The following is a 23734-nucleotide window of genomic DNA, read 5'->3' as shown; positions in this document are numbered from 1 at the left end:
GGGCCGAGGCGATCGGCCAGTTGCGGACTGAGCCAGCCTAGTCGATCCCGGTGACATGCGGATCCTGGTCCGCCTATCGGTCCGGCAAACAGGAACGGCCGTCAGATCGCGACCTCGATACTGCCCTTGACCAGGAGGAAACCGATCGCCGCCCCGGACACCGGGCGGCTGAACAGGAACCCCTGGCCCCGATGGCAGCCCAGGTCCACGAGCACTCGCGCGGCGTCGACGTTCTCGACGCCTTCGGCCACGAGATCGAGACCGAACGACTCGGCAAGTCCGACGATCGATTTGACGATGGCCCGATCCTCCGGGTTCTTGTCCAGATTCATCACGAACCCCCGGTCGATCTTGAGCATGCCGACGGGGAGAGCCTTGAGGTGACTCAACGAACTGAAGCCCGTCCCGAAGTCGTCGATCGCGACATCCACGCTCATCTCGTGCAGACCCTCCAGCGCCTCCAGTGTCCGAGACAGGTCACTGAGGACCGCGTTCTCGGTAATTTCCAGACACAGAGCACCCTGTCGCAGATCGAACTCCTTCAGCGCGCCGGCGACCACGTCGAGGAAGTCCAGCCCGGCCAGCTGTCCGGGTGAGACGTTGACGCGAAGCGTGAGGTCCAAATCCGGCACCTGGGTACGCCACCGGGACCACTGCGCGCACGCCGTTCTGATCACCCAACGGCCGAGTTCGCCTGCCAGGTTGGTGGCCTCGGCGACGTCGATGAACGACACCGGCTGCAGCAACCCCAGTAACGGATGATGCCAGCGCACCAGCGCCTCGACCCCGATAATGCGACCCGTACGCAGGTCGACCTCCGGCTGATACTCGAGGAACAGCGACCCGTCGGCGATGGCCCCGCGCAGGCTCAACTCGATCATGTTGCGCTTTTCGCTCTCCGCCTGCATCTCCTCGGTGAACACGCTGATGGCGTTGCCGCCCTTCGTTTTCGCGGCCATGACCGCCTGATCACCTTGGCTGAGCAACGCCCCCGTCGTGACCTTGCCCGGGTGCCCGGCCGCGACACCGACACTGACGCTGCGGCTGACCACCTCGCGCCCGAGTCGCACGCGCTCGGTCACCACGTCGCGGATGTGCTGTGCCCGCAGCTCCGCCGCCGCGAGATCTACCGACCCCCCGAGTACGAGGACGAATTCGTCGCCCCCGAGCCGTGCAACGAGGTCGTCGGGTGCGCAGGTCGCGCGAAGCCGATCCGCGATCGTGGAGATGAACCCGTCACCGGCCCCGTGGCCGAAGAAGTCGTTGAGCGGTTTCAACCGGTCGAGGTCGAGGAACAGGATGGCCACCGGGCCCGGCTCTGCGGAACTCAATCGCGCATCGAGATGGCTGTAGAGGGCGCGCCTGTTGCTGAGCCCGGTGAGGGAGTCGTGATCGGCCGAGTACCGCAGCTGTTCCTCGACGGCCACACGCGCCTGCACCTGTGCGAGCAGGGCCGCGATCGCCTTGAGGACATCGACCTCCGCCGGCGTCCAGTCGCGGTCGCCGAACTTGATGAACCCGAGCGTGCCCGTCGTCGTCTCCCCCGACAGCAACGGAACGGCGGCGAGCGACACCTCGGGTACTCCCGACGCCTCCCGAACACGGTCGTTGTAGTCGGGCCCGGATGCCTCCGGACGAGTGATCACCACTTCCTTCTGGTGCTCACACAGTGCGAACATCGGATCCGCGTCCTTGAAGTAGACCACGCCGATCGGGTCCGGATCGGGGATGTGGGGCCGCGCGGGGTATTCGGCCACCAGTACCGTCGCCCCGAGTTCGTGGTCGTTGAAGCGAAGAAAGCAGGTGTCCACCTCGAAGTGTTCGACCAGGTCCTGGAGGACCAGCCTGGCGACGGGCACGAACGTCACCGCATCCACGGGCGTGAGCCGTGACGCGACGGTCGTCACGAGAGTGTCGAGCTTCTCGGCGTGCTTCTCGGTGGGCACAGCGCCTCCTGTCACGACGTCGTCCGTCGTCCGATCCGGTCGCTTCGACGCGCACTGCGCATCGAAGGCGCCGGGGCATGACTCAATCTCAGCACCATGATCAGCGACTCCTCCTTTCCTACTCCGACCAGCTCGACGAGTTCACGTCGGAGGCCCTCGAGCGACCTCGCATAACGTGGTGACAGTTGCTCGAACTCTGCCCGCTCCACACCATAGAGAAACACCGGTGAGATGGGTTGCACCGCGAGTCCGTGCTCCTGCGCGGTGATCCACACACTCTCGGTGGCCTGTCCCCCACGCATGTAGTCCAGCGCGTCTCCGCCACGGACCGAGAGCACCGCGATCGCCGAACTGGACGACACCCGGTCGCGGGTGGAATTGCCGAGTGCCCGGCCCCCGTCCTGCCCACCCACGTGTTCCATGACTTCGGGACGACGGAGCAGTGCCAGCGTCGAGAGTTCGGCGGAATCGAGTTCGAGAGCGCGGATATCGATCCCCACGTCGACCGGATCGGCAGGCGGCCAGCGCAATTCGCCGATCATTTCTCGGTGCAGGGTCGGAGTCAGGAACCGGATGCGGTCGGACTCTGCCAGGATCTCACCGATCGCCGCCACTGCTTCTCGCTCGGTGACCAAGCGCAGCCGACCCCCTTCCTTCTCGGCGTCTTCCGACAGGAGATCCGCGAGCGCAGAGTCGAGCGGGCCCGGCACGCCGACGTTCCGGTTGGTCGTGCGCTCACGCATGTGCAGATACCGACGGGCAAGCTCCGGGTCGTCGCCGCTTACGAAGGTCATCGTCGCAACCGGTCCGCCCGGTGTCCCACTGTGGAGCCGCACCTCGCCGAGGATCCCGGCCGCCGCCGCGGCAATACGGGCGTTGTGAAGTGCCGCTCCGATGGCCACCAGACTTCCGCGATGGGCGACATCCATCTCGGTGGTGTGCTCATGTGCCAGAAAGAAGCTGAGCGCTTCGTCGTCCGCAAGGATCTTCCACGGTTGCACGTTCCCACCGGAGGGCGCCAGCGCCGCGGACTCCAGCACCGTGTCCACCGCGTCCAGAGGCGCCGTCCCCCTTGCTGCCGTGAAATCCGCCGGAGCCGGCTCCTGGATCACCGGCTCGGGGGTCATCGGCTCGGCGAGGGCGTCGAGGTGTTCGTCCAGGTCCATGCGGCACCGACCCGACGCGAGCGGCTGTCCGAGCCCGATCCGCCGTACCGCCGCGGCCACCTGGGCCCCACCGAGCAGTACGTCGCCGCCGAGCTGAGGCCAGGTGGAGATGGTTTCGTCCACCTCCACCAACGAAGCCGCCATCGCCGTGGACAACTGACCGGCATCGAGAATGCGGAGTACCAGGGGGATTTTCTCCCGAGCCCCGAGACCGGCCAGCGAATCGACGTCGACGTCCCCGAGCACCCCGTGGAAGAGGGGACGCTCCCGTTCGAGGTCGAACCGTTCGACGTCCACCAGCCCCCGGTCACTCGTGGCCATCAGGACGGGTAGCCGCCTGCGACGTGCCTCCTGTCGCAGCGACAACTTGACGTCGAGCGAATCGCACTCGTCGATCACCACGTCCGTGCCGTCCAGGAAGGCCGCCACCGTGTCGGTGCCCACCCCGTCTTCCCACAGAGACACCTCCATATACGGATCTATCTCCGCGAGCCGGCGCGCAGCCACCACCGCCTTGTTCACGCCGAGATCGAGCACCGTTCCGGGCACCCTGTTCAGGTTCGACAGTTCCATGGTGTCGAAGTCCGCGAGGCGCAGAGCACCGCAGGCCCCTTCCAATGTGAGAGCGAGCGCCACCGCGTGCCCCACACTGAGGCCGACGATGCCCACGGTCACCTCCCGCAATCGTTCCTGCTGCTGGGCCGTGATCTTGTTCCGGTTCCGGTCCAGTCGCAACAATCTGAACGACGCCGGACCGAGGAGACGTACCACCGTTCTGCGCCACGAGTAGTACGCCCAGATGGGACGCTCCTCCGTCACTTCCGGCCCGGGGACCGGTACCAGACTGCGGAGATTCGCCCGCTGGATTTCCAGCCGATCGACGAACACCACAGCCGGATCCTGCCGGAGAAGGTCGAGCAGCTCCGCATCGTCGGGAACCTCCTCGTCGAGCAGGAGGGCGGCGTAGTCACCGCGAAAATCGTTCACGACACACTCCGCATCGGCCGGACGACGTTTCCGATGGTCACCGGCGCCATCGAAGGCGTCGATCGGGACGTCGTGAGTAGTAGCTGGGCCAATTGCAACGATTCGGCGTGACCCCGACGCCTCCTCCGATCCCACCACATCAACCGCGTCTCGTAACGATCATCCGGATACGGCACCGATGCAATGTGCTCGGCCACCACGCCACCGGAGGACGTCCACGTCGCCAACACGTGTGCAGCAGCAGTGGCAAGCATGAACTGCACATCGAGAAGTTCCATCGAGTACGTGGCGAAGCGACCTAACGCCGCGGCCAGCTGTCCCCGGTGAAACGCGTCGTCCGACACCCAGGCGCCCTTCGCCTCGACGACCCCGAACGGCAACCGATCCTCGATCATCCGGCGAACCTCCGGGGCGCCGGCGTCGCCCTCCCATTCCGTCATTGCGTGCGCCTCACCTGCAGTGACGTACGGGCCTTGCGCCCGTACACCGGCGGCCACCGAGCCGTCCGCGCCCAGCGCGACGAAGAACACCGCGGTAGTGTCCCCGTCTCGAATCGTGCTGTATTCGAGCGCCTTCTCGGCACCGTACCTCCGATAACCCTCTATCGCCCCCTCGAGATATGCTTCCCAGAGTTGCGGCTCTGCCGCAGGCCGAGCCGCAACGAAGCGGCACTGAGACCGTGGATCCCAGACGCTCAGAGTTCGGTCTAGTGGAGCGTCGGTCGAGCGGGGTTCGTCGGGCGATTTCGACAGTTGCTTCACAGGCATTGGTGTGTGTCCCATCGTGAGTCGGTGCAGCAGTTCCGAGGGACTCACGGGTTACGAGAGACCCCAAGAACTGGACACACGATCACCGGTCACAGTCCCGCGGTTAACTATTTTCCGCGCTCACCAGCTATTTGTCACCCGTGATGCCGCAAATACGACCTGAAACCAACTGCAGGTCTGTAATTTCCGGGATTTACCGACTACGGGATCAAGCCAGGGAAATGAACAACTCCACGCTGTTCGGAGCACGGAGAGACTCAACCTCTTCCGTGAAGGCGCGTTCGATTCGCCCTTCCTTCTCGGCTATTTCAGCCTGAATCCACACATCCTCGATCGGATCGGACGAGCGTCCGTCCGGGAGGAACTTGGCGAAATACCCGGCTGGGACGCGGACCAGCACGTCGCCGATCGCCAGCTCATCCAGTCCGGCACACCGGTATCCGACCACCGCACTCCAGCCCAGACCCGGGACGGCCACATAGACAGTGGTCAGATCGCCGATTCCGCGCTGATGGATGCGTTCGCGTGTGAACTTCATCAGGTCGGTGGCATGCGCGGACGAGCCCAATTCCATACGCGGAAGGACCAACCCACCGAAGTCGGCGGCTTCACGCTTGACGATCTCGAAAGTCATTGCGGCCCTACCTCGTGGCGAGTGGCACTATGGCCACATACAGATCGATTCCGAAGGCGTGCGGGTAGAACTCGAAATCTCCCGTGAAAGACCGCTCGATCTGGTTCGACTCTTCCGCTTCGCGAATCTGCCCCCACAGCGCATCGAACAGGTCGGGAAACGTTCCCACCGACGAGAACTTGGCATACGTGCCCGCAGGGATCCGGGACACGATGTGCCCGCGCTTCACCTGGTCGAGTGACGAGCACTGGTAACCGACGATCTGCGTGTAATACGAGTTGATGTCGGCCGCGTGATCGACGTACGCAGAGGCCAGCGGCCGGTCCACGTTCTGCGCGAGGAGGGTGGACCACGTCTTCTCGAGAGCCGGGTCGCGCGCCTCACCGAGTGCACGTTTGGGACTACGCACGGCCAATCCGGCAACTAGCGTTTCTTCACGTTCGACGATGACGAACGGCATCGGGCACCCTCCGGCATCATCGGCGCACTGGGCTTACAACGACACTATCGCTTTTCGCTCCACCTGCATTCAGGCGAACGGACTTCAACAATACATTGCCCGGACGGGAGCCGTAATTCACCGGTTTCCACATCACCCGGCCTCCCGCCCATAGGTCTAGTGCACTGTAGTAGCGCTCTTCCATACTCGCGTCGGGTGTGACACACATAACATCCTTGGGATACCTCGGGATTGAGGGATCCCGCCCACTCGGCCCGGTCAACGAAGTAGGCGACGCGACGCGAACTGGCGGAAATACACGAGCTTGGACGGCTCCACCAGTCCCGGCAGAATGAAGAACCAGACTCGCTCCATCCGACGCGGAAGTTCGTCGAAGGCGCTGGTCGCACTGGCGACCACATGGGTGCCCAGTAACGAGCCCAGCAGGAAGGTCGCGAGCGTCTCCGGAGCGACGTCCTCTTCGGTACGGATATCGCCCTCGTCGACGGCCCTGCCGACGAGCCGCTCGAAAGCCTGCTGCCAGGCGGACACCACATTGCCGTCAGTTCCCTGGTAGTCACCGATTTCGTGTTGAAGTCGCAGCATCGCCGCCACAATCGGGTCGGAACTCGCCGCCTCGATCGCCACGTAGGAGAGCGCGACGAGAGCCTCCAGTGCGGGTGTGGGCCCGTCACTCACCGAAGTGACTCCAGCAGTGAGCCGGATCTGACCTTCGTCGATCACGCCACGGGCGAGGTCTTCCTTGGAACTGAAGTGAAAGTACAAGGCGCCTTTGGTGACACCGGACTGCTCGATGATCTCGTTGAGACCTGCGTTCGCGTACCCGAGGCGCACGAACACGTCGGCCGCGGCCATCAGGACCGACGCCCGAGTGACCTCTGCACGAACCTGTCTCGCCATCGATTGCCTCCCCGACCAACCCCTCCGAGGGGGCACACAACTCCAGCGAACCCTAACACCCGCCAGGCTCGAGGCTGGCGGTGTCGGACCGCGAGTCGGGAAACGAGAACTGGTTCACTAGGCAGGCCGCCGCGGACTGTCCGTTCCGAGTTGCGGGTCGGCTTCCAGGTTGGTCAAACCGTTCCAACAGAGGTTGACCAGATGCGCCGCCACCACCTCCTTGGACGGCGTGCGCTCGTCGAGCCACCACGTCGCCGTGGTCGACACCATGCCGACCAGCGCCTGTGCGTAGAGCAGCGCGAGATCCGGATCGAATCCCCGCCGCGAGAAGTCACCGGCGAGAATGTGCCCGACCTGACCGATGGCCTCGTTCAGCAGGCTCGAATACGTGCCGTCCGGCGCAGCCACCGGGGAGTCGCGCACCAAGATCCGGAAACCGTCGGTGTGTTCCTCGACGTAGGTGAGCAAGGCGAGCGCGACCCGCTCGACCCGGACCCGAGAGCGGTTCTGCTTCAACGAGGACGTGATCATGTCGAGCAACCGCGACATCTCCCGGTCCACGACCACCGCATAGAGGCCCTCCTTGCCTCCGAAATGTTCGTACACCACTGGCTTGGAGACGTGCGCGCGCTGCGCGATCTCCTCGATCGAGGTGGCCTCGTAACCCCGCTCGGCAAAGAGTGCGCGCGCGATTTCGATCAGTTGCTCGCGGCGCTGAGTGCCGGTCATCCGGGTGCGCACCACCCGCGCCGGGGTCGCATCCACATCGGTGGGTCGGGGCACCGAAGCACCATCCTTTCCTCACACGCGCGACGGAACAACTGCCGCGGGCAGCACAAAACACTGCAGGTAGCACCCACTCTATCGGCACGCCCGACACAAATTTCCGGAGCGGTTCGACCTACGGCGGGTCGGCATGCGAGGATTCTCTCGCGCAAACGGGCGTGACACCCCGCGTGTGCGGCAATCCGCCGTAGTGTAATGGCAGCACCTCTGATTTTGGTTCAGATAGTTCAGGTTCGAATCCTGGCGGCGGAGCGGAGCCTGCAGCGCAGTGCGCTGTCCGGGCCGGCTGCCCAGAGAGCAGCAAGAGTGGAACGACCAGAGGGAGCTTCATGCCAGTGCAGACCGCCGTGGTCGTCCTCGCCGCCGGTGCAGGAACTCGGATGCGGTCGAAGACCCCCAAGGTGTTGCACACCCTGGGAGGACGCACGATGCTGGCGCACTCCCTGTACGCGGCCGCCGAAGTCGACCCCACACATCTCGTCACCGTCGTCGGTCACGACCGGGAGCGTGTCGCCGCCGCGGTCGCCACCCTGGAAACCCGGCTCGGCCGCGCAATCGCTGTCGCCGTCCAGGAAGAGCAGAACGGGACCGGGCACGCCGTCGACTGCGGTCTGTCGGCGCTACCCGCCGACTTCCACGGGACTGTGCTGGTCACTGCCGCCGACGTGCCATTGCTCGACGGCGACACGTTGCGGGCGCTCCTCGACAGTCATCGCAGTGGGGCTGCTCCCACAGCCGTGACCGTGCTGACCTTCACCGCCCCCGAACCGACCGGATACGGACGGATCGTCCGGCGGCCCGACGGAGAAATCACCGAGATCGTCGAGCAGGCGGACGCCACCGCGGAGCAAGCCGCGATCACCGAGGTCAATTCCGGCGTGTACGCCTTCGACGCCGAATTCCTGCGCAGCGCCCTCGGCCGGCTGAACGCGGACAACGCGCAAGGCGAGCTGTACCTGACCGATGTCGTCAAAATCGCCCGCGACGGCGGCAAACCCGTAGTCGCCGCCCACCTGACGGACGCCGCGAAGGTAGGCGGTGCCAACGACCGCGTGCAGCTGTCCCAGCTCGCCGCCGAACTGAATCGGCGCACCGTGGAGAAGTGGATGCGCGCCGGAGTCACCGTATTGGATCCGGCCAGCACCTGGATCGACGTCGACGTCGACCTCGGGCGCGATGTCACGCTCCACCCGGGAGTCCAGCTGCACGGCGCCACCACGGTGGGTGAAGACGCTGTCATCGGGCCGGACACCACCCTCACCGACGTGACGGTCGGCGAAGGAGCGAGTGTCGTGCGCACCCACGGCACGCAGTCGAGCATCGGCGCCGGCGCCACTGTCGGCCCCTTCTCCTACCTGCGCCCGGGCACAGTACTCGGCGAGTCCGGCAAACTCGGTGCCTTCGTCGAGACGAAGAACACCGAGATCGGAGCGCATTCCAAAGTTCCTCACCTGACATACGTGGGGGACGCCACGATCGGCGAACACAGCAACATCGGGGCGTCCAGTGTGTTCGTCAATTACGACGGCGTCGCCAAGAGCCGTACCGTGGTGGGGTCGCATGTCCGGACGGGATCGGACACCATGTTCGTCGCGCCCGTACAGGTCGGTGACGGTGCCTACACCGGAGCCGGCACGGTGCTGCGTTACGACGTACCCCCGGGGGCGCTCGCCGTCTCCGGGGGGAAGCAGCGCAATATTGATGGCTGGGTGCAACGCAACCGGCCAGGTACCGCCGCCGCCGAGGCTGCGTCTGCCGCGGAACATCACCACAGTTCCGATCTGCACGAAACCGACAAGCAAGATTTAAAGGATGGCATAGAGCAGTGACCGCGAATTGGATCGACAACCAGAAGAACCTCATGCTTTTTTCTGGTCGCGCGCATCCGGAGCTGGCCGAGCAGGTGGCGAAGGAACTCGACGTGCGGGTCACTCCGCAGACTGCTCGTGACTTCGCCAACGGTGAGATCTTCGTCCGCTTCGAAGAGTCGGTGCGCGGCTCCGACGCCTTCGTCCTGCAGAGCCACCCGGCCCCGCTGAACACCTGGGTGATGGAACAGCTGATCATGATCGATGCGCTCAAGCGCGGATCGGCCAAGCGCATCACCGCGGTGCTGCCCTTCTACCCGTATGCACGCCAGGACAAGAAGCACCGCGGACGTGAGCCCATCTCCGCGCGCCTCGTCGCAGACCTCCTCAAGACCGCCGGTGCCGACCGCATCATCACGGTCGATCTCCACACCGATCAGATCCAGGGCTTCTTCGACGGCCCCGTCGATCACATGCACGCGCAGGGACAGCTTGCCGAGTACATCCGCGGCAACTACGGCACCGAGAACATCGCCGTCGTCTCCCCCGACTCCGGTCGCGTCCGTGTCGCCGAGAAGTGGGCCGACACCCTCGGCGGCGCCCCGCTGGCGTTCATCCACAAGACCCGCGACCCCCTGGTGCCCAACCAGGTGAAGTCGAACCGGGTGGTCGGTGAGGTCGAAGGCCACACCTGCATCCTCATCGACGACATGATCGACACCGGTGGAACCATCGCCGGCGCCGTGAAAATCCTCAAGGAGGCCGGTGCCGGTGACGTGATCATCGCCGCCACCCACGGTGTGCTCTCCGACCCCGCCGCGGATCGGCTGGCAGCGTGTGGTGCCAAGGAAGTCATCGTCACCAACACCCTTCCGATCGACGAGTCGAAGAAGTTCGCGCAGCTGACGGTGCTGTCCATCGCTCCGCTGCTGGCGCGCACCATCAAGGAAGTTTTCGAGAACGGCTCGGTGACGTCGCTGTTCAACGGCAACGCCTAGGCGCTTCGCGCCTGTGAGTGGTTGACGAGTCACTGGACTCGTCAACCACTCACAGGCGTAGCCTTCTGTCGTGTTCACCGGAATACCTATCGCTGCACTCGACTTCTACGAAGATCTCGAGGCAGACAACAGCAAGAGCTTCTGGACCGCGCACAAATCCGTCTACGACGAGGTAGTGCGGGCTCCCATGACAGCGTTGCTGGCCGAACTCGAGGAGGAGTTCGGTGCGGGCAAAGTGTTTCGCCCCTACCGCGACGTGCGCTTCTCGAAGGACAAGACCCCGTACAAGACCCATCAGGGCGGTTTCGTCGAGACGCGCCCGGGAGTGGGCTTCTACGTACAGATCGATGCATCGGGCTTGTTCGTCGCGGGCGGCTTCTACTCGCATACGCCTGTTCAAGTCACCCGGTTCCGCGACGCGGTCGACGACGATCGTAAGGGACGCCAACTGGTGCGGCTCGTGAAGAAGGTGCAGTCGTCGGGATATGAGATCGGCGGCGACAAGGTGAAGACTCGGCCTCGCGGCGTTGCCGAGGATCATCCGCGGCTGGATCTGATGCGCCACAAATCGCTGACCGCGGGCAAGAAGTACCTCTCCCCCGACTGGATCGACACTCCGCGCACCGCACAGGAAGTGCGCACCGCCTGGTGCGAGATGCGACCGCTCGTCGAGTGGCTGACCACGGTGATCGGCGCGGGCGAATGAAACTGACTGGTCGGGAAAAGTTGTGCGGCACACAGCGTTTGCACTCTCTCACCCGAGGCCAAACATGATCTTCGTCACGCTCGTTCGCAGAAGTGCAGGTCGCCTGCGAGGCAATGTGACGCCCGGGCTCGCTGTGCCCTACTGTGGCTCGTCGTGATCGACGCGCAGACTCTCTCCGGCCCTATCGATATCGGTGCAATTCGAAACGTCCGACGTTGGTCGCCGGGGGCTTGCGTCTGGTGCGGAGATGACCATGCGGTCGAGATGTTTCGCAACGAACCTCGCTGTGGCGCTTGCCGTGAGAAGGAATCCGTGATCGACGAAGCCCGCCGCTTCCTCGGCATGTACGGCTTGCGCCCCCTGGGTGGCACGCTGCAGTCGGACGACGACGAAGAGCGCGAACACCGTGTCAAGGCCCGCGATGCGCGTCGTGAGCTGAATGAGGTGAAGCTGTCCGAGCTTCCCGACCCCGCGACCGTGCGGAAGGCGCTGCGCCCCCGGGCCGCCAGTGTCGTCTCGGAGCCTCGCAGTTCGGCACATTCCGGAACGTCCGCGGCATCCACGTCCAGTCGCCCGAGTTCGTCGCGCAGCCCGTCCACCCCTCCCGCGGCACCCGTGCGCACCGATTCCGTCGACGTCGCCGCCCTCGAAACCCGGGTCACCGGACTCCTCGAGCAGCTGACATCGATCGACACCCAGATGAGCCAGATCGGCGAGCCTGTCGGGTTGGCTGCGCGCGCCCGCCTCAGCGACCTCGAGAAGCAGCGCGCCACCGTGCTCCGCACCCTCGCCGCGCTCGAGAAGGCCCGGATCGCCGCGGGACGGTAGGCCTCACGCCACGTCGGTAAGCTCACTGCCGGCGCCGAGCACACGGTCGAGTCGGGTTGCCGATGCCGGCGAACTGGGCCGCTGGCCGCGGTCGCTCAGTCGAGCTGTGGCGGGGCGGGCGCGGAGGCTGCTGGAGTCGACGCCGGGCGCGTGGCCATGCGTTACGGAAGGCTAAGTGTGCCGTCCGAACCGCCCCAGCAGGCCGGTCACCACCAGTCGCCCACTCTAGGCGAGGGCGCTGACATTGCGGGCGAGATAGGCGGTGCCCATATCGGCCAGGACGACGTCCATGCCTTGCCCGCCTTTTGCCCTCTTTCACCGCCGTCACGAAGTCGGCGTCGGTGTAGTTGACGAGGATGTCGGCACCGAAATCGCGGTAGGCGCGGAGTGTCTTCGAGGATCCGGCGGTCACGGCAACGCCGGACACCGAACGCTTGGGCGACCTAAATCGCGTTGGTGCCGATTTGATACCGCGAACCGTTCGGCGTACCCGCTGGACAGTCGGGTCAATGCCCAACAATGTGCTGCGCCAACACTTTCCTCTTGCGACCGCACACAAACAGCACCACGCCCGCGTTATCACGACGCGGGCGTGGTGCGGTTCGAGCGGAACAGCTCAGTGCGCTATCACCAATTCGCCCTCCGACGGTGCCAGAGCTGCATTCGGCACCAGCAACGCCGCGATCACCGCACCGGCCACGAAGATTCCGGTGCCCCACGTGAAGGTGGCCGTGTAGCTGGCGACGTGGGCCTGCGCCACGGTCAGCGGCCCGGGCTGGTGCGAGGTCAGGTAGTCGGTCATCGCCGACGCGGCAACGGTGGTCAGTAGCGCCGTGCTGATCGAGCCACCTACCTGCTGGCTGGTGTTGATCAGCGCCGAGGCGACACCAGCGTCCTCGTGGTGCACACCTGCGGTCGCGCCCTGGAACGCGGTGGTCATCGCACCACCGAGGCCGATACCCAGCAAGACCAGGCCAGGCAGGACATCGGTGACGAAGCTGCTGCCCAATTCGAGCTGCGTCAGCCAAACCATGCCGACTGCGGAAACCAGGAAGCTACTGCTGATCACAATTTTCGGACCGACCCTGGGCAACAGCAGCGACGGCACCGTGGTCGACGAGAGAACGATGCCCGCGACCATCGGCAGGAACGCCAGACCGCCCTCGATCGGCGAGTAGCCCAAGCTGACAATCAGATAGAAGGTCAGGAACAGGAAGATCGAGAACATCCCCATGCCCATGACGAACACCGCCAAGAACGAACCACCGCGCGTGCGGTCCAGCACCAGTCGCAGGGGAAGCAGCGGATGTGCGACCCTCGCCTCCAGCCAGACGAACACCGCGAGCAGTACGACTCCACCGATCAGGCACCCGAGGGTGACCGGGTTGGTCCAGCCGGATGATTCGGCGTGCGCGAATCCGTAGACGATGGCGAACAGCGCGGCGCTCACCACGAGGGTGCCCGGAATGTCGAGCTTGGGCCGCTCGGTGGTGACATGCTTGGCCAGCAGCAGCACCGCACCGACCAAGGCGACGGCGGCGAATCCGACGTTCACGAACATCACCCAACGCCAGGACGCCCATTCGGTCAGCATGCCGCCGAGCAGTAGACCGATGGCGGCGCCAGCACCGGACAACGCACTGAATATGCCAAAGGCCTTGGCTCTTTCGGACTTTTCGGTGAAGGTCACAGTAAGCAGCGAGAGCGCCGCGGGGGCCAGCAGAGCACCGAAGACGCCCTGGCCGACACGGGCCGCGACGAGGATTTCGAAGCTACTGGCCGCGCCGCCGACGACAGATGCACCCGCAAAACCGATCAGACCGATCACGAAGGTGTTACGTCGGCCGAACAGGTCACCCAGTCGGCCGCCCAACAGCAACAAACTGCCGAACGCCAGCGCGTAGCCGGTGATAACCCACTGCCGGTCGCCGTCGCTGAAACCGAGGTCCTGTTGGGCCGCGGGCAGCGCGATGTTCACGACAGTCGCGTCGAGCGTCACCATGAGCTGGGCCACACCCAGCACGACTAGCACCCACCAGCGCAAGGCGTGTGAGCCGCGACGGCCTGTCTTACCTGAGGCAGGTGCCCCGATCGTGGTAGTCATTTGTCCCCTTTGTTGCTGGTCATGTGTAGATCACTTCAGAAACCGATCTGTTTCCAATGAGGAAAACAGATCAGTTTTCAAAGCGCAACTCGAGGGGTAGCCTGTCGTCTATGACCAACCCGACAACGTCCTCGCCTGCGGCGGGCGCTGGTGCCGTTTCCTCGCGCGACCGGTTGCTCGACGCCGCGGCGAAGCTGTTCTACGAACAGGGCGTCCACATCGGCGTCGACACTTTGTGCCGAGCGGCCGGTGTATCCAAGCGTTCGATGTACCAGCTGTTCGACAGCAAAGATGATCTAATCGCCGCCAGCCTGCTGGAGCGCACGGCACCCGACTATCAGGCCTCACTGTTGCCAGCCGAAGGCGACGAACGTCCGCCGCGAGCACGGATACTGCACGTCTTCGAACGGTTTGAAGACCTGGAGCGGAGACACGACTTTCGTGGCTGTCCGTTCGTCGCTGCGGCGGTCCAAGTCAAAGCGCCCGAGCATCCGGCGAGTGTGGTCGCGCGTCGCCAGAAGGACAAGCTGACCACGTTCTTCCAGCAGGAGGCGGCACGCGGCGGTGCGAAGGACCCCGCCCGGTTGGCCCGACAGCTCACTCTCGTCTTGGACGGAGCCAGCGCCCGCTCTGTCGTACAGGCACAGCGCCTCGACTGCCTCGCAGTCGAGACCGCCAGCGCATTGCTCGATGCCGCCGGCGTCGGCGATCCCCCGGCCTGATCATCGCTATAGACAGAACTTTCGGCGTGCTCCGGTAACCTTCGGGGGCTCCGCCGAAGGGCTGTTGCGAGCCCGGTCGGCACCTCCGACCCCGCCGCCGCGGCCAACTTCAGACGCCAAATCCGTTCACGCAGCGACAAATACGAACGCGCGCACGAGGTAGTCCAGATCGTGCAGGCCCTGTGGGGTAGTTGGGAGCAGGACGAGCAGGGCCAACCGGTCCTCTTCCAGGCGGGTGGCGGCATGAACGCCTGGAACTGGCCGCCCGCTACGCTGACGGCGTTTATGCCAACCCTTACACCATCGAAGACGGGCAAGCCCAGCGCCGCGCGTTACGCGCCGCCGCTGGGCGAGCCGGACGCAACCCCGACGACGTCAAGATGTTCGCCGGGTTCATGCCGACCATCGCATCCTCCCGCCGCGCCGCACTGGACCGGAGGCGACTGCTGGACGAGTCAGTCGACCTGCGGCAGCGCGTGCGCTACCTCGGAACGATGATCGGCCTGCCACTCGGTTACCACCAGATCGATGAGCCCCTCTCTGCGCGAGAACTTTCCGACATCGAGCCCAACCCACACGACCCACGTTCCGCCCACGCCATCGAGGTGGTCCGCGAAGGATGGCCCCTGCGCGAGTCATCGCACACGGAGTCATCGACTACCATCCCGTCGTCGCCTGCACCGCCACCGACGTCGCCGACCACATGCAGAAGTGGTTCGAGGCAGGCGCCTGCGACGGCTTCTCACTCGCCATCGACGGCTACCACGACGGCGTCGACGCCTTCGTCGACCAGGTCGTCCCGATCGTGCAGGAACGCGGACTTTTTCAGCTCGATTACGAAGGCGCCACCCTGCGAGCCCATCTCGGGGCCCGCGACCAATACGGACTCGACCCACGAATCACCGAACCGTCCGGGTAATCGTTCGAGGATCAGCGCCCACGCATTCGCGCTCCCACCGCGGCTTCGGACTTGGCAATCAGCGGGATCGTCCGCGCCAATCGATGCACACCGTTCACGAATGTACAGATCCGCGGAACTGCGTTGCGCAGCGCGACAGTCGCCTCGGCAAAGCTGTCGTTCTTGATGGGCTCAGTGTCGCTCGGTCGTGGGCCGTCACCTCGCCTGCGGCCCTCCTCGAACTGTCATTCGACGAGGGCGTCGATCTCGTCGATGACGCGTTGTTCGGGGTTGCGGGCGGGATTGTGTTCGGTCATGCGGGATATACCCTTTGATAGTCGCTGTGCAATGATCGCCGGTTTACGCCGGTGTTGGAGAGTCGAGGGCCTGGATTTGGATCTCGACGCCGTTGAATGCGGCGGTGCCCGACAGGGAGTCGATTCCGCCCAGACCTGTGATCGCGATGAGGTTGGCACCCGGGTGGCTCACCGCGCGCGGTCGCGGCCACGCATCAGAGCCGGAACGTTGTGCATCCATGAGTTGAGCGAACGCGTCTGCCGCCGGCCGACGATCCCGAGTTCGGGGCGTGGCCAGATGTTCGCTCATGGTTCCTTCTAGAACAGTCGACCGACTGTGTGAGGTTGCCTGCGGGCCGCCGCCGGGCTCATGTTCGGCGCGCGCATGTCGACGACATTGCCGTCTTCGACGTTGATTCGCAGGTTAGTGTGCAGATATGGAGGCGCTGGAGCCGGCTCACGGTGCGGAGGCTGGAAGGGGTATTGCTGCGTCTCTGCTGGCGGATGTGTCCAGCCTGGCTGACGACATGCTGGCGTATATAGCCGAACGGATACCGGAGGTCGGCGGGGATGCCGAGCTTCGCGGCCTGACTCTGGGATCGTGCTCGTCGAACCTCGAAGCGGTACTTTCGATGGTTCGTCATGGGATCGATGTAGCGGCTGCGGAGGCGCCGGTAACGGCGCTCGAACACGCGCGCGCAATGGCATCACGAGGGCACAGCGTCGATGTGATGCTGCGGTTCTATCGGTTGGGTCATGAGTACTTCACCGAGAAGCTTTCCGACTCACTCACTGACTGGATCGAGGACCCCGCTGTCGCGTTGAGGACGTTTATCGATCTCGAGCGCTACGGATTTCGATACATCGACCGCATTTCCAGTCTGGTGGCCGCCGAGTACGTCGCTGAGCTCGACCGACGCCAGAACCAGGCAAGAGCCGAACGCGCCGATGTCGTGCGGGCACTGCTCGTTGGGGAACGCGTCGACATCGCTCGCGCCGAACGTGTGCTCAGCCACCGGCTCACCGGTCGGCAGATCGGTTTCGTGTGCTGGGTCGACGACCGCGGCGTCGACCTCGAGGGATTCGCTCGGCAGGTTGGAAGGTTCCTTGGGGCCGGTCACTCACTCGTCGTGGCGGACGGCCCACTCGCAGTGTGGGGATGGGCGTCGATCACGGGGGACGTGAGGACTTCGCTCACGGGCATGGCGACTGAGTTTCCCGGCGAACGCGAAAAGGTTCATATCGCGGTGGGCTCACCCCATCCGGGGGCAGCAGGCTTCCGCACCTCCCACCTCGAGGCTCTACGCACTCGCCGAATCATCGAACTGTCCGGTCGCGCGGCGCCATCGATCACCCACTTCAGCAATGTTGCCTTGGTAGACGCCATCTCGCGCGACCTGGATGCGGCGCGGGCCTTCGTCGCCGCTCAGCTCGGCGCTCTCGCACGGGACGACGCAAAAGAGCGCAGCGAGCGCGCCGCGCTCCTGGCTGTTCTCGACGCGCAAGGGAGCCTGGCGACCGCAGCGAGCACCTTGGGAATCCACCGGAACACGGTCCTGCAAAGGGTGCGTCGTGCCGAAGAGCGCAGAGGCCGGCCCGCAACGAGCAACATCGCCGAACTGCACGCAGCGCTGATCGTCTGCAATGTGCTGGGGGCCTCGGTGTTGCCCGAGCCGAAGCCGCGCTGACCGGAGCCCGAGCACGCCGGATGTGCTGACAGCACACCGGAGAGGGCTGGGATGGCCTTGTCGACCGATACCGGCCGAACATAGGTTGTGAGGTATCTCATCCCGAAGCGCGAAGGAGGAGTCCGATGTCGACCACGACTCGAGCACCCCAACCCCCAGCAGCGGCCTCGCAGCACGCGTTGCCTGATCCGGGCGAGCAGGTTCCTACGCTGTCCTGGCCGATAGTCGGCATCGGCACATTTGCGCTTGCGCTCTTCGGCCTCTCGACCTGGGCCGCGCTCACCGACACGTTGCCTGCGATCGCCACCATCGCCGCGAGCTCCGCAGCAATCTTCATCCTGTTCACCGTGCTGCACGACGCCTCGCATTACTCGATCAGCTCACATCGCTGGGTCAACGTCGCCTTCGGTCGCGTGGCAATGTTCTTCGTCTCGCCTCTGATCTCCTTCAAGTCTTTCGCGTTCATCCATATCGAGCACCACCGCAACACCAACGACGGTGAGTCCGATCCCGATCACTTCGTCAGCGCCTCGCCCTGGTGGCAGCTGCCCATCCGCTTCCCGGCCATGGACCTGCCCTACATCAGCTTCCTGGTGCGCAACCTGCGTCGCCGCCCACGCGCCGAGATTCTGGAAACGGCGGCCTTGATGACCCTTTCGGTGACGGTCATCGCGTCGGCCGCCTTCGCCGGACATCTGTGGACGCTCGCGCTGATCTACCTGATCCCCGAACGGGTCGCGATGTTCGTGCTCGCGTGGTGGTTCGACTGGCTACCCCACCACGACCTCGAAGACACCCAACGTGAGAACCGCTATCGCGCGACCCGTAACCGCGTCGGCTCGGAATGGATCCTCACTCCCCTGCTCTTGTCGCAGAACTATCACCTGGTCCACCATCTACACCCCTCCATCCCGTTCTACCGCTACGTCGCGGCCTGGCGACGCAATGAGGCCGCCTACCTCGAGCGCGACTCGGCAATAAGCACCGTCTTCGGGCAGCAGCTCGACGCCACCCAGTACCAGGAGTGGAAACGCCTCAACGGCAAACTAGCTGCACTGCTCCCGGTCCGAATGCCGCGTTCCTCCGCGGCACGCCATGCCAGCACCTACCCGATCCCTGTCACAAGCGTCGAGCCTCTGACTCCGGACAGCGTCAAGGTCACCTTCGACGTTCCCGATCACCTCAGCGACCAGTTCGCCTTCCAGGCCGGTCAACACCTGACCGTTCAACACCGCATCGACGGAAAGGAGGTGCGACGAAACTACTCGATCTGCACCTCCGCCACCTCGGGAGAACTGGCGATCGGCATACGCCACATCACCGGCGGGAAGTTCTCGAGCTTCGCGGTCGACACACTGCGAGCCGGTGACGTCCTGGAACTGATGACGCCCACGGGTAGCTTCGGCGCACCTCTCGATCCACTCGCCCGGCACCACTATGTCGCGGTAGCCGCCGGGAGCGGCATCACGCCCATCCTGTCGATTCTGCGCACCACCATGGAGATCGAGACCGAGAGCCGCTTCACCCTCTTCTACGGCAACCGAACCGCAGAGTCGACCATGTTCGCCGCCGAACTCGACGAGCTCGAATCCCGGTACGCAGACCGGCTACGCATCTTCCACATCCGTTCCGCCGAGGCGCACCACCCCGCCTCTCTTCGCGGCCGTATCGATCTGGCGATGGTTCAACGCCTCCTCGCCACCGACCTCACAACGATCGACCGGTGGTACCTGTGCGGCCCGAGCGAACTCACCACCACAATCCGCGATGACCTCGCAACCGAAAAGGTGCCGACCGAACGGATACACCTCGAACTGTTCCGCGGCACGAACCGGCCCAGACACGTCGAGAACTTCCCCGCCTCCGAAGTGACCATCACGCTGTCCGGCGCGAATCACACCGTCGAACTCGCCCCCGGTGAGACCGTCCTCGAATCCGCGCTGAAAAACAACATCGACGCCCCCTATGCCTGCCTCGGCGGCGCGTGCGGCACCTGCAAAGCCAGAGTCACCACAGGAGCAGTATCAATGGAGCAAAATTTTGCACTTCAGACGGCCGAGGCCGAGGCCGGCTTCATACTGACCTGTCAATCCCATCCCACCACCCCCACGGTCGCAGTCGACTACGACAGCTGAACTCACACATGCGCGAACACTACGAGAAGGCCGCACGGGTCACCGGCGCCGCCGTCGCCAGGGCACCCGGTGGGCCGTGGTCGGAAACTTCTGGCGGCTTGCCTCGGTCAGCGGCGGGGATGACCGCCGGTGAATCCGGTTCACACAGTCACATACCTGAGGGTGGAACGATGAGTAAAGCAACACATCGGAACAGGACCGAACAGGACTTCAATGGGCCGTTCGTGACGGGTGAGCATTTCCGGCATGGCCTGCCGATCCGTCGACAGGCACAAAAGGCTTTGGCCGACTTGAAACCGGCACAGATGCCACTGCTACTGGACGCACTCGACGAAACCGCCACACCCGTCTTCGAATACCTCGAGCCATTCGCCTGGGTGGTGCCTGAGTTCGAAGAGTTCCGCGCCTCACGAACGATCGGCCCCACTCTTGCGTGGTGGTGCAAATTTCACGGTCAATCAGCTGAATCATTGCTGGTCAATACCGAGCGCTACTTCTGCTTCGGACCTGAAGGGTCCGCCATCGGTGCCATTGAAGAGCACTCGGTGTTTGGAATGTACAGCGCGTATCGGTGCACGAGCGAGGCTACTGCCGACCGGCACGCGTACTACGCCTCCGAGGAAATGACAGCGCTCATCCGCGCCGGTAGCAAGACTTCTGCCGAAGTGAGCGTGACACCCGATGACCTGCCGTCACCTTCCGGAGTGGCGTATCTCGCCCGACCCGAAGGCGGACTCGTCCTTCTGTGGAATATCTTGTATGACACGCGTCTCTCGGTCCAGCTCGTATCGGCAGCCGGAGTAGAAGAATTCCTCGGCGACGAGGGTGAGCTCCGCCCAGGCGCGGCATACCGATACATCAACCACGTCTACCTGCCGATCCCGACCGCGGAAGCTGAACTCAGCCCACCCGAAAGCGACACTCCACCGAGCCTGCACTTGATCGACGGCCTCACCCCCGCCGGTATGGATTCGGATGTCCGGCAGGAAGCCCTCACGAGCTACCGCGGATGGACATCCGCGGAGATACTCGGGGTCTTCGTCTCCTTCACTCACATGCTCCGGCAGAAGACGACCCAGACCGAGTCCACAACAGTGTCTGCCGCGAAGTCTGCGACCACCCGGCGACGCAAGAAGCCATCACAGATCACGTACATGTCCTACCGGCCCTAGTGCTCAATGCGGACCACCGAAGACGAGACACCAACGCGCACAAACGCGCACCGTTGGACAGTGCAAGGTCACTGGACAAGGCAATGGTATCCCAGCGAACAACGCCACCACCCAAGCTGGATCTCGCCTGACCAGCTCCGCGATCTCCATCAGCTACGACAGCTACGACAGCTGATCATCCATTGACCCTCAATCAGAAACGAACCATCACAATGAACTTGACCGGGAAACTAGCTGTTGTGACGGGAGCGTCATCAGGTATTGGTGCTGCTACCGCCGCGGCGATCGCTGCTGCCGGCGCAGAAGTGATCCTCGTCGCCCGAACACCAGGGCCGCTGAAAGAAGCGGCCGAGTTGATCAAATTTCGAGGCGGCCAAGCACACGCTCTGCCCGCTGACCTTACGTCGTACTCGGAGGTCGAAGACTTGGCCGACCAGGTGCTCGGGGATATCGGTGTTCCGGACATCATCGTCAACAACGCTGGTGCCGGCCGATTCCTGTTCCTCGACGAAACCGATCCGGAAGAAGCAGTCCAGATGATGGCTGCGCCATACTTTGCAGCATTCTTTATCAGCCGTGCATTCGTGACACCGATGATAGCCCGGGGCTCCGGTAACATCATGCAGATAAATACCCCAGCTGCCACGGTTCCCTGGCCCGGGGCAGTCGGCTATGCATCAGCTCGCTATGCCATCCGCGGATTCACCGAGTCTCTTCGACAAGATCTGCGCGGCACCGGCGTCCGTGTTTCTTCAGTAACGCCCGCGAAGGTCGACACCCCCTACTTCGACCGCAACCCCGGCGCTGCCGAACGGATCCCGAGGATCGAGAAGCTCCTCGGCACTATGACTCCCGAGCAAGTCGCCGACGTCGTCGTCTCGGCGATACGCCGCGACGCGGACGATGTCCACGCACCATGGAGGTGGGCTGCACTGCACCCTATCGCGCGTGCGATCCCACGCCCATTTCATTGGTTAGCTTGGCATACCGGAACGAAGCACCCCCGAACCGTAGCGGGTGCCGCGTGAGCACGTTCGACTTCGATGTCGTGATCATCGGTTCAGGCTTCGGCGGCAGCGTATCCGCTCTCCGTCTCGTGGAGAAGGGCTACCGCGTAGCGGTACTCGAAGCCGGCCGACGATTCGCGGACCACGAATTTCCCCGAACGAACTGGGATGTGCGGCGATATCTCTGGGCTCCGAAACTGCGCTGTTTCGGACTGCAACGTGTGCATTTACTGCCCGACGTCTTGGTCATGGCCGGGGCCGGAGTGGGAGGTGGATCCCTGAATTACGCCAATACGCTCTACGAACCAACCCGCGCTTTTTATGAAGATCCTCAATGGGCGCACATCACGAACTGGCAAGAGGAATTGGCCCCCTACTTCACCGAGCCAAGAAAATGCTCGGCGTAGTGCCCAATCCCCACACAACTCCTGCTGACCAGGCAATTGCTGCCGTTGCGAAGAAAATGGGGGTCGAGGACACAGTCACAACCACCCCAGTCGGGGTATTTTTCGGACCAGAGGGACGAACCGTCGACGATCCGTACTTCGGCGGTGCGGGGCCCTCACGAACCGGTTGCACTCAGTGTGGATCGTGCATGACAGGTTGCAGAGTTGGGGCGAAAAACACCCTGGTCAAAAACTACCTGTACCTTGCCGAACAATCAGGTGCACAAATCCGACCGCTCACGACGGTGAGAGCAGTACGTCCTGGAACGGACGGCGGGTACGAGGTCCTGACGAGGCCGACCGGCCGAATCGGGCGGCGCAGGGACACCACGATCACTGCCGAACAAGTCGTCGTTGCTGCCGGGACTTACGGCACGCAACGATTGCTGTTGGAGATGGCCCAGACCGGTGAATTGTCAGGACTCTCCAGTCAACTGGGAACTGCAGTACGCACAAATTCCGAGGCTATCCTTGCAGCTACCGCACGACAACCAAGCGAAGACTACAGCCGCGGCATCGCCATCACCTCGTCCTTCCATCCCGATTCACATACCCACATTGAACCCGTTCGCTACGGCAAGGGCAGTAACGCCCTGGCCCTGCTCCAGACAGTGCTCACTGACGGAGGAGGCCGGGTACCTCGTGTTCTGAAGACTTTTGCTGTCGCGGCCCGCAACCCAGCCGCTTTTGCCCGTAGCCTGTCCGTCCGCAAGTGGTCCGAGCGCACAATCGTCGCCCTCGTCATGCAAACGGGGGACAACTCGCTACGACTCGCAACCAAGCGAGGGCATTTCGGTATGCGAAAGCTCACCAGTCGCCCCAGCCCTGGATCCGCACCACCTACCTGGATTCCCCAGGGACACAAAGCTGTCCGACTCCTAGCGCAGGAGATCGGCGGCGAGCCGGGTGGATCCATCACCGATATCGTCAACATCCCCATTACCGCCCATTTCTTAGGGGGTTGCGCAATCGGAGACTCCGCTGATTCAGGGGTCATCGATCCCTATCAACGCGTCTACGGACATCCCGGCCTGCATGTTGCGGACGGCTCCGCTATCAGCGCGAACCTCGGCGTGAACCCGTCACTCACCATAGCGGCGCAAGCGGAACGCGCCTTTGCCCTCTGGCCGAACCGCGGTGAACCCGACACTCGGCCGGCACTGGGAGCACCCTACGAAATCGTCAAACCTGTCTTACCCGCACATGCGGCCGCTACGGCGAAGACCTTGCTGGGCATACCGGGTTTCGACTGCCCGCCCAACGGCTGAAGCTCTACTCGA

20 protein-coding genes, 1 tRNA gene and 2 pseudogenes are annotated in these 23734 nt (G+C 64.0%); 13 read left to right on the top strand and 10 right to left on the bottom strand.

Annotated elements, in window-relative coordinates:
• Positions 1-101: 101 nt before the first annotated feature.
• From NOF53_RS04125 to NOF53_RS04095, 7 genes are all read right to left on the bottom strand, one after another.
• Positions 102-1946: a putative bifunctional diguanylate cyclase/phosphodiesterase gene (locus tag NOF53_RS04125; RefSeq protein WP_255965777.1), complete on the bottom strand. Its 1845-nt coding sequence runs from the start codon at positions 1944-1946 to the stop codon at positions 102-104.
• Between the two features lie 11 nt (positions 1947-1957).
• The gene (locus NOF53_RS04120; protein ID WP_255965775.1) at positions 1958-4099 is read right to left on the bottom strand and encodes an Rv1355c family protein; all 2142 of its coding nucleotides are present in this window, start codon (positions 4097-4099) and stop codon (positions 1958-1960) included.
• Positions 4096-4629 carry a hypothetical protein gene (locus NOF53_RS04115; protein ID WP_255965773.1) on the bottom strand — a complete coding sequence of 178 codons (534 nt, stop codon included), beginning with the start codon at positions 4627-4629 and terminating at the stop codon, positions 4096-4098. The genes NOF53_RS04120 and NOF53_RS04115 overlap by 4 nt, the downstream gene beginning before the upstream one ends.
• Before the next feature lie 445 nt (positions 4630-5074).
• Positions 5075-5500 carry a hypothetical protein gene (locus NOF53_RS04110; protein ID WP_255965772.1) on the bottom strand — a complete coding sequence of 142 codons (426 nt, stop codon included), beginning with the start codon at positions 5498-5500 and terminating at the stop codon, positions 5075-5077.
• A gap of 7 nt (positions 5501-5507) precedes the next feature.
• Positions 5508-5960: a GyrI-like domain-containing protein gene (locus NOF53_RS04105; protein ID WP_255965770.1), complete on the bottom strand. Its 453-nt coding sequence runs from the start codon at positions 5958-5960 to the stop codon at positions 5508-5510.
• A 258-nt stretch (positions 5961-6218) separates the two neighbouring features.
• Positions 6219-6860: a ScbR family autoregulator-binding transcription factor gene (locus NOF53_RS04100; protein WP_255965768.1), complete on the bottom strand. Its 642-nt coding sequence runs from the start codon at positions 6858-6860 to the stop codon at positions 6219-6221.
• A gap of 117 nt (positions 6861-6977) precedes the next feature.
• On the bottom strand, positions 6978-7589 hold the full coding sequence (locus NOF53_RS04095; protein ID WP_255965813.1) for a TetR/AcrR family transcriptional regulator: 612 nt from the start codon (positions 7587-7589) through the stop codon (positions 6978-6980).
• A gap of 238 nt (positions 7590-7827) precedes the next feature.
• On the opposite strand from NOF53_RS04095, the gene NOF53_RS04090 reads away from it, so the two are divergent.
• The 5 genes from NOF53_RS04090 (at position 7828) to NOF53_RS04070 (ending at position 11986) form a co-directional block, all read left to right on the top strand.
• A tRNA-Gln gene (locus NOF53_RS04090) sits at positions 7828-7898 on the top strand.
• Positions 7899-7975: 77 nt separating this feature from the next.
• Positions 7976-9475 (top strand): bifunctional UDP-N-acetylglucosamine diphosphorylase/glucosamine-1-phosphate N-acetyltransferase GlmU, encoded by a 1500-nt coding sequence (gene glmU / locus NOF53_RS04085; RefSeq protein ID WP_255965766.1) that lies wholly within the window; start codon positions 7976-7978, stop codon positions 9473-9475.
• Positions 9472-10452 (top strand): ribose-phosphate diphosphokinase, encoded by a 981-nt coding sequence (locus tag NOF53_RS04080; protein WP_255965765.1) that lies wholly within the window; start codon positions 9472-9474, stop codon positions 10450-10452. The genes glmU and NOF53_RS04080 overlap by 4 nt, the downstream gene beginning before the upstream one ends.
• A gap of 70 nt (positions 10453-10522) precedes the next feature.
• A complete protein-coding gene (locus tag NOF53_RS04075) occupies positions 10523-11158 on the top strand; it encodes a DUF2461 domain-containing protein (protein WP_255965763.1) in 636 nt (211 codons plus the stop codon).
• Positions 11159-11311: 153 nt separating this feature from the next.
• Positions 11312-11986 carry a hypothetical protein gene (locus NOF53_RS04070; protein WP_255965761.1) on the top strand — a complete coding sequence of 225 codons (675 nt, stop codon included), beginning with the start codon at positions 11312-11314 and terminating at the stop codon, positions 11984-11986.
• Between the two features lie 616 nt (positions 11987-12602).
• Here the strand turns inward: NOF53_RS04070 and NOF53_RS04065 are convergent.
• On the bottom strand, positions 12603-14090 hold the full coding sequence (locus NOF53_RS04065) for an MFS transporter (RefSeq protein WP_255965759.1): 1488 nt from the start codon (positions 14088-14090) through the stop codon (positions 12603-12605).
• 110 nt (positions 14091-14200) lie between these two features.
• Between NOF53_RS04065 and NOF53_RS04060 the strand changes: the two genes are divergently transcribed.
• Both NOF53_RS04060 and NOF53_RS27875 read left to right on the top strand, forming a co-directional pair.
• On the top strand, positions 14201-14812 hold the full coding sequence (locus NOF53_RS04060; RefSeq protein WP_255965757.1) for a TetR/AcrR family transcriptional regulator: 612 nt from the start codon (positions 14201-14203) through the stop codon (positions 14810-14812).
• Positions 14813-15003: 191 nt separating this feature from the next.
• Positions 15004-15240: pseudogene (locus NOF53_RS27875) on the top strand (LLM class flavin-dependent oxidoreductase); the annotation flags it as partial.
• Between the two features lie 27 nt (positions 15241-15267).
• On the opposite strand, the gene NOF53_RS04055 reads toward NOF53_RS27875, so the two are convergent.
• Positions 15268-15408 carry a hypothetical protein gene (locus NOF53_RS04055; RefSeq protein WP_255965755.1) on the bottom strand — a complete coding sequence of 47 codons (141 nt, stop codon included), beginning with the start codon at positions 15406-15408 and terminating at the stop codon, positions 15268-15270.
• Between the two features lie 23 nt (positions 15409-15431).
• On the opposite strand from NOF53_RS04055, the gene NOF53_RS04050 reads away from it, so the two are divergent.
• Positions 15432-15731, top strand: coding sequence for a hypothetical protein (locus tag NOF53_RS04050; protein WP_255965753.1), 300 nt, complete (start codon positions 15432-15434; stop codon positions 15729-15731).
• Positions 15732-16070: 339 nt separating this feature from the next.
• Here NOF53_RS04050 and NOF53_RS04045 read toward each other — a convergent pair whose 3' ends face one another.
• Positions 16071-16316, bottom strand: a complete 246-nt coding sequence (locus NOF53_RS04045; protein WP_255965752.1) for a hypothetical protein — start codon at positions 16314-16316, stop codon at positions 16071-16073.
• Between the two features lie 127 nt (positions 16317-16443).
• Between NOF53_RS04045 and NOF53_RS04040 the strand changes: the two genes are divergently transcribed.
• The 5 genes and pseudogenes from NOF53_RS04040 to NOF53_RS04020 all read left to right on the top strand — a co-directional run bounded on the left by NOF53_RS04040 (position 16444) and on the right by NOF53_RS04020 (position 23722).
• Entirely contained in the window at positions 16444-17694 is a 1251-nt protein-coding gene (locus tag NOF53_RS04040) for a PucR family transcriptional regulator (RefSeq protein WP_255965750.1), read from the top strand.
• A 125-nt stretch (positions 17695-17819) separates the two neighbouring features.
• The gene (locus NOF53_RS04035; protein ID WP_255965748.1) at positions 17820-19829 is read left to right on the top strand and encodes a fatty acid desaturase; all 2010 of its coding nucleotides are present in this window, start codon (positions 17820-17822) and stop codon (positions 19827-19829) included.
• A gap of 170 nt (positions 19830-19999) precedes the next feature.
• Positions 20000-21001 (top strand): hypothetical protein, encoded by a 1002-nt coding sequence (locus NOF53_RS04030; RefSeq protein WP_255965746.1) that lies wholly within the window; start codon positions 20000-20002, stop codon positions 20999-21001.
• 182 nt (positions 21002-21183) lie between these two features.
• Positions 21184-22029, top strand: a complete 846-nt coding sequence (locus NOF53_RS04025; protein WP_255965745.1) for an SDR family NAD(P)-dependent oxidoreductase — start codon at positions 21184-21186, stop codon at positions 22027-22029.
• A pseudogene (locus NOF53_RS04020) lies at positions 22026-23722 on the top strand (GMC oxidoreductase). The gene NOF53_RS04025 and the pseudogene NOF53_RS04020 overlap by 4 nt, the downstream one beginning before the upstream one ends.
• Positions 23723-23734: the final 12 nt, after the last annotated feature.

The sequence above is a fragment of the Rhodococcus tibetensis genome (assembly GCF_024438035.1).
Classification (GTDB): domain Bacteria; phylum Actinomycetota; class Actinomycetes; order Mycobacteriales; family Mycobacteriaceae; genus Rhodococcus_F; species Rhodococcus_F tibetensis.
The sequence above is the reverse complement of the archived record's forward strand: the minus strand, read 5'-3'. Positions and strand labels throughout refer to the sequence as shown.

What these genes read in the sequence shown, in the direction of transcription:
- NOF53_RS04060 (WP_255965757.1), top strand. Translation starts at nt 14,201, where the DNA reads ATGACCAACCCGACAACGTCCTCGCCTGCGGCGGGCGCTGGTGCCGTT.
- NOF53_RS04050 (WP_255965753.1), top strand. Translation starts at nt 15,432, where the DNA reads ATGGCCCCTGCGCGAGTCATCGCACACGGAGTCATCGACTACCATCCC.
- NOF53_RS04065 (WP_255965759.1), bottom strand. Translation starts at nt 14,090, where the DNA reads ATGACTACCACGATCGGGGCACCTGCCTCAGGTAAGACAGGCCGTCGC.
- NOF53_RS04105 (WP_255965770.1), bottom strand. Translation starts at nt 5,960, where the DNA reads ATGCCGTTCGTCATCGTCGAACGTGAAGAAACGCTAGTTGCCGGATTG.
- NOF53_RS04035 (WP_255965748.1), top strand. Translation starts at nt 17,820, where the DNA reads ATGTCGACCACGACTCGAGCACCCCAACCCCCAGCAGCGGCCTCGCAG.
- NOF53_RS04030 (WP_255965746.1), top strand. Translation starts at nt 20,000, where the DNA reads ATGAGTAAAGCAACACATCGGAACAGGACCGAACAGGACTTCAATGGG.
- NOF53_RS04110 (WP_255965772.1), bottom strand. Translation starts at nt 5,500, where the DNA reads ATGACTTTCGAGATCGTCAAGCGTGAAGCCGCCGACTTCGGTGGGTTG.
- NOF53_RS04040 (WP_255965750.1), top strand. Translation starts at nt 16,444, where the DNA reads ATGGAGGCGCTGGAGCCGGCTCACGGTGCGGAGGCTGGAAGGGGTATT.
- glmU (WP_255965766.1), top strand. Translation starts at nt 7,976, where the DNA reads ATGCCAGTGCAGACCGCCGTGGTCGTCCTCGCCGCCGGTGCAGGAACT.
- NOF53_RS04095 (WP_255965813.1), bottom strand. Translation starts at nt 7,589, where the DNA reads ATGACCGGCACTCAGCGCCGCGAGCAACTGATCGAAATCGCGCGCGCA.
- NOF53_RS04100 (WP_255965768.1), bottom strand. Translation starts at nt 6,860, where the DNA reads ATGGCGAGACAGGTTCGTGCAGAGGTCACTCGGGCGTCGGTCCTGATG.
- NOF53_RS04045 (WP_255965752.1), bottom strand. Translation starts at nt 16,316, where the DNA reads ATGAGCGAACATCTGGCCACGCCCCGAACTCGGGATCGTCGGCCGGCG.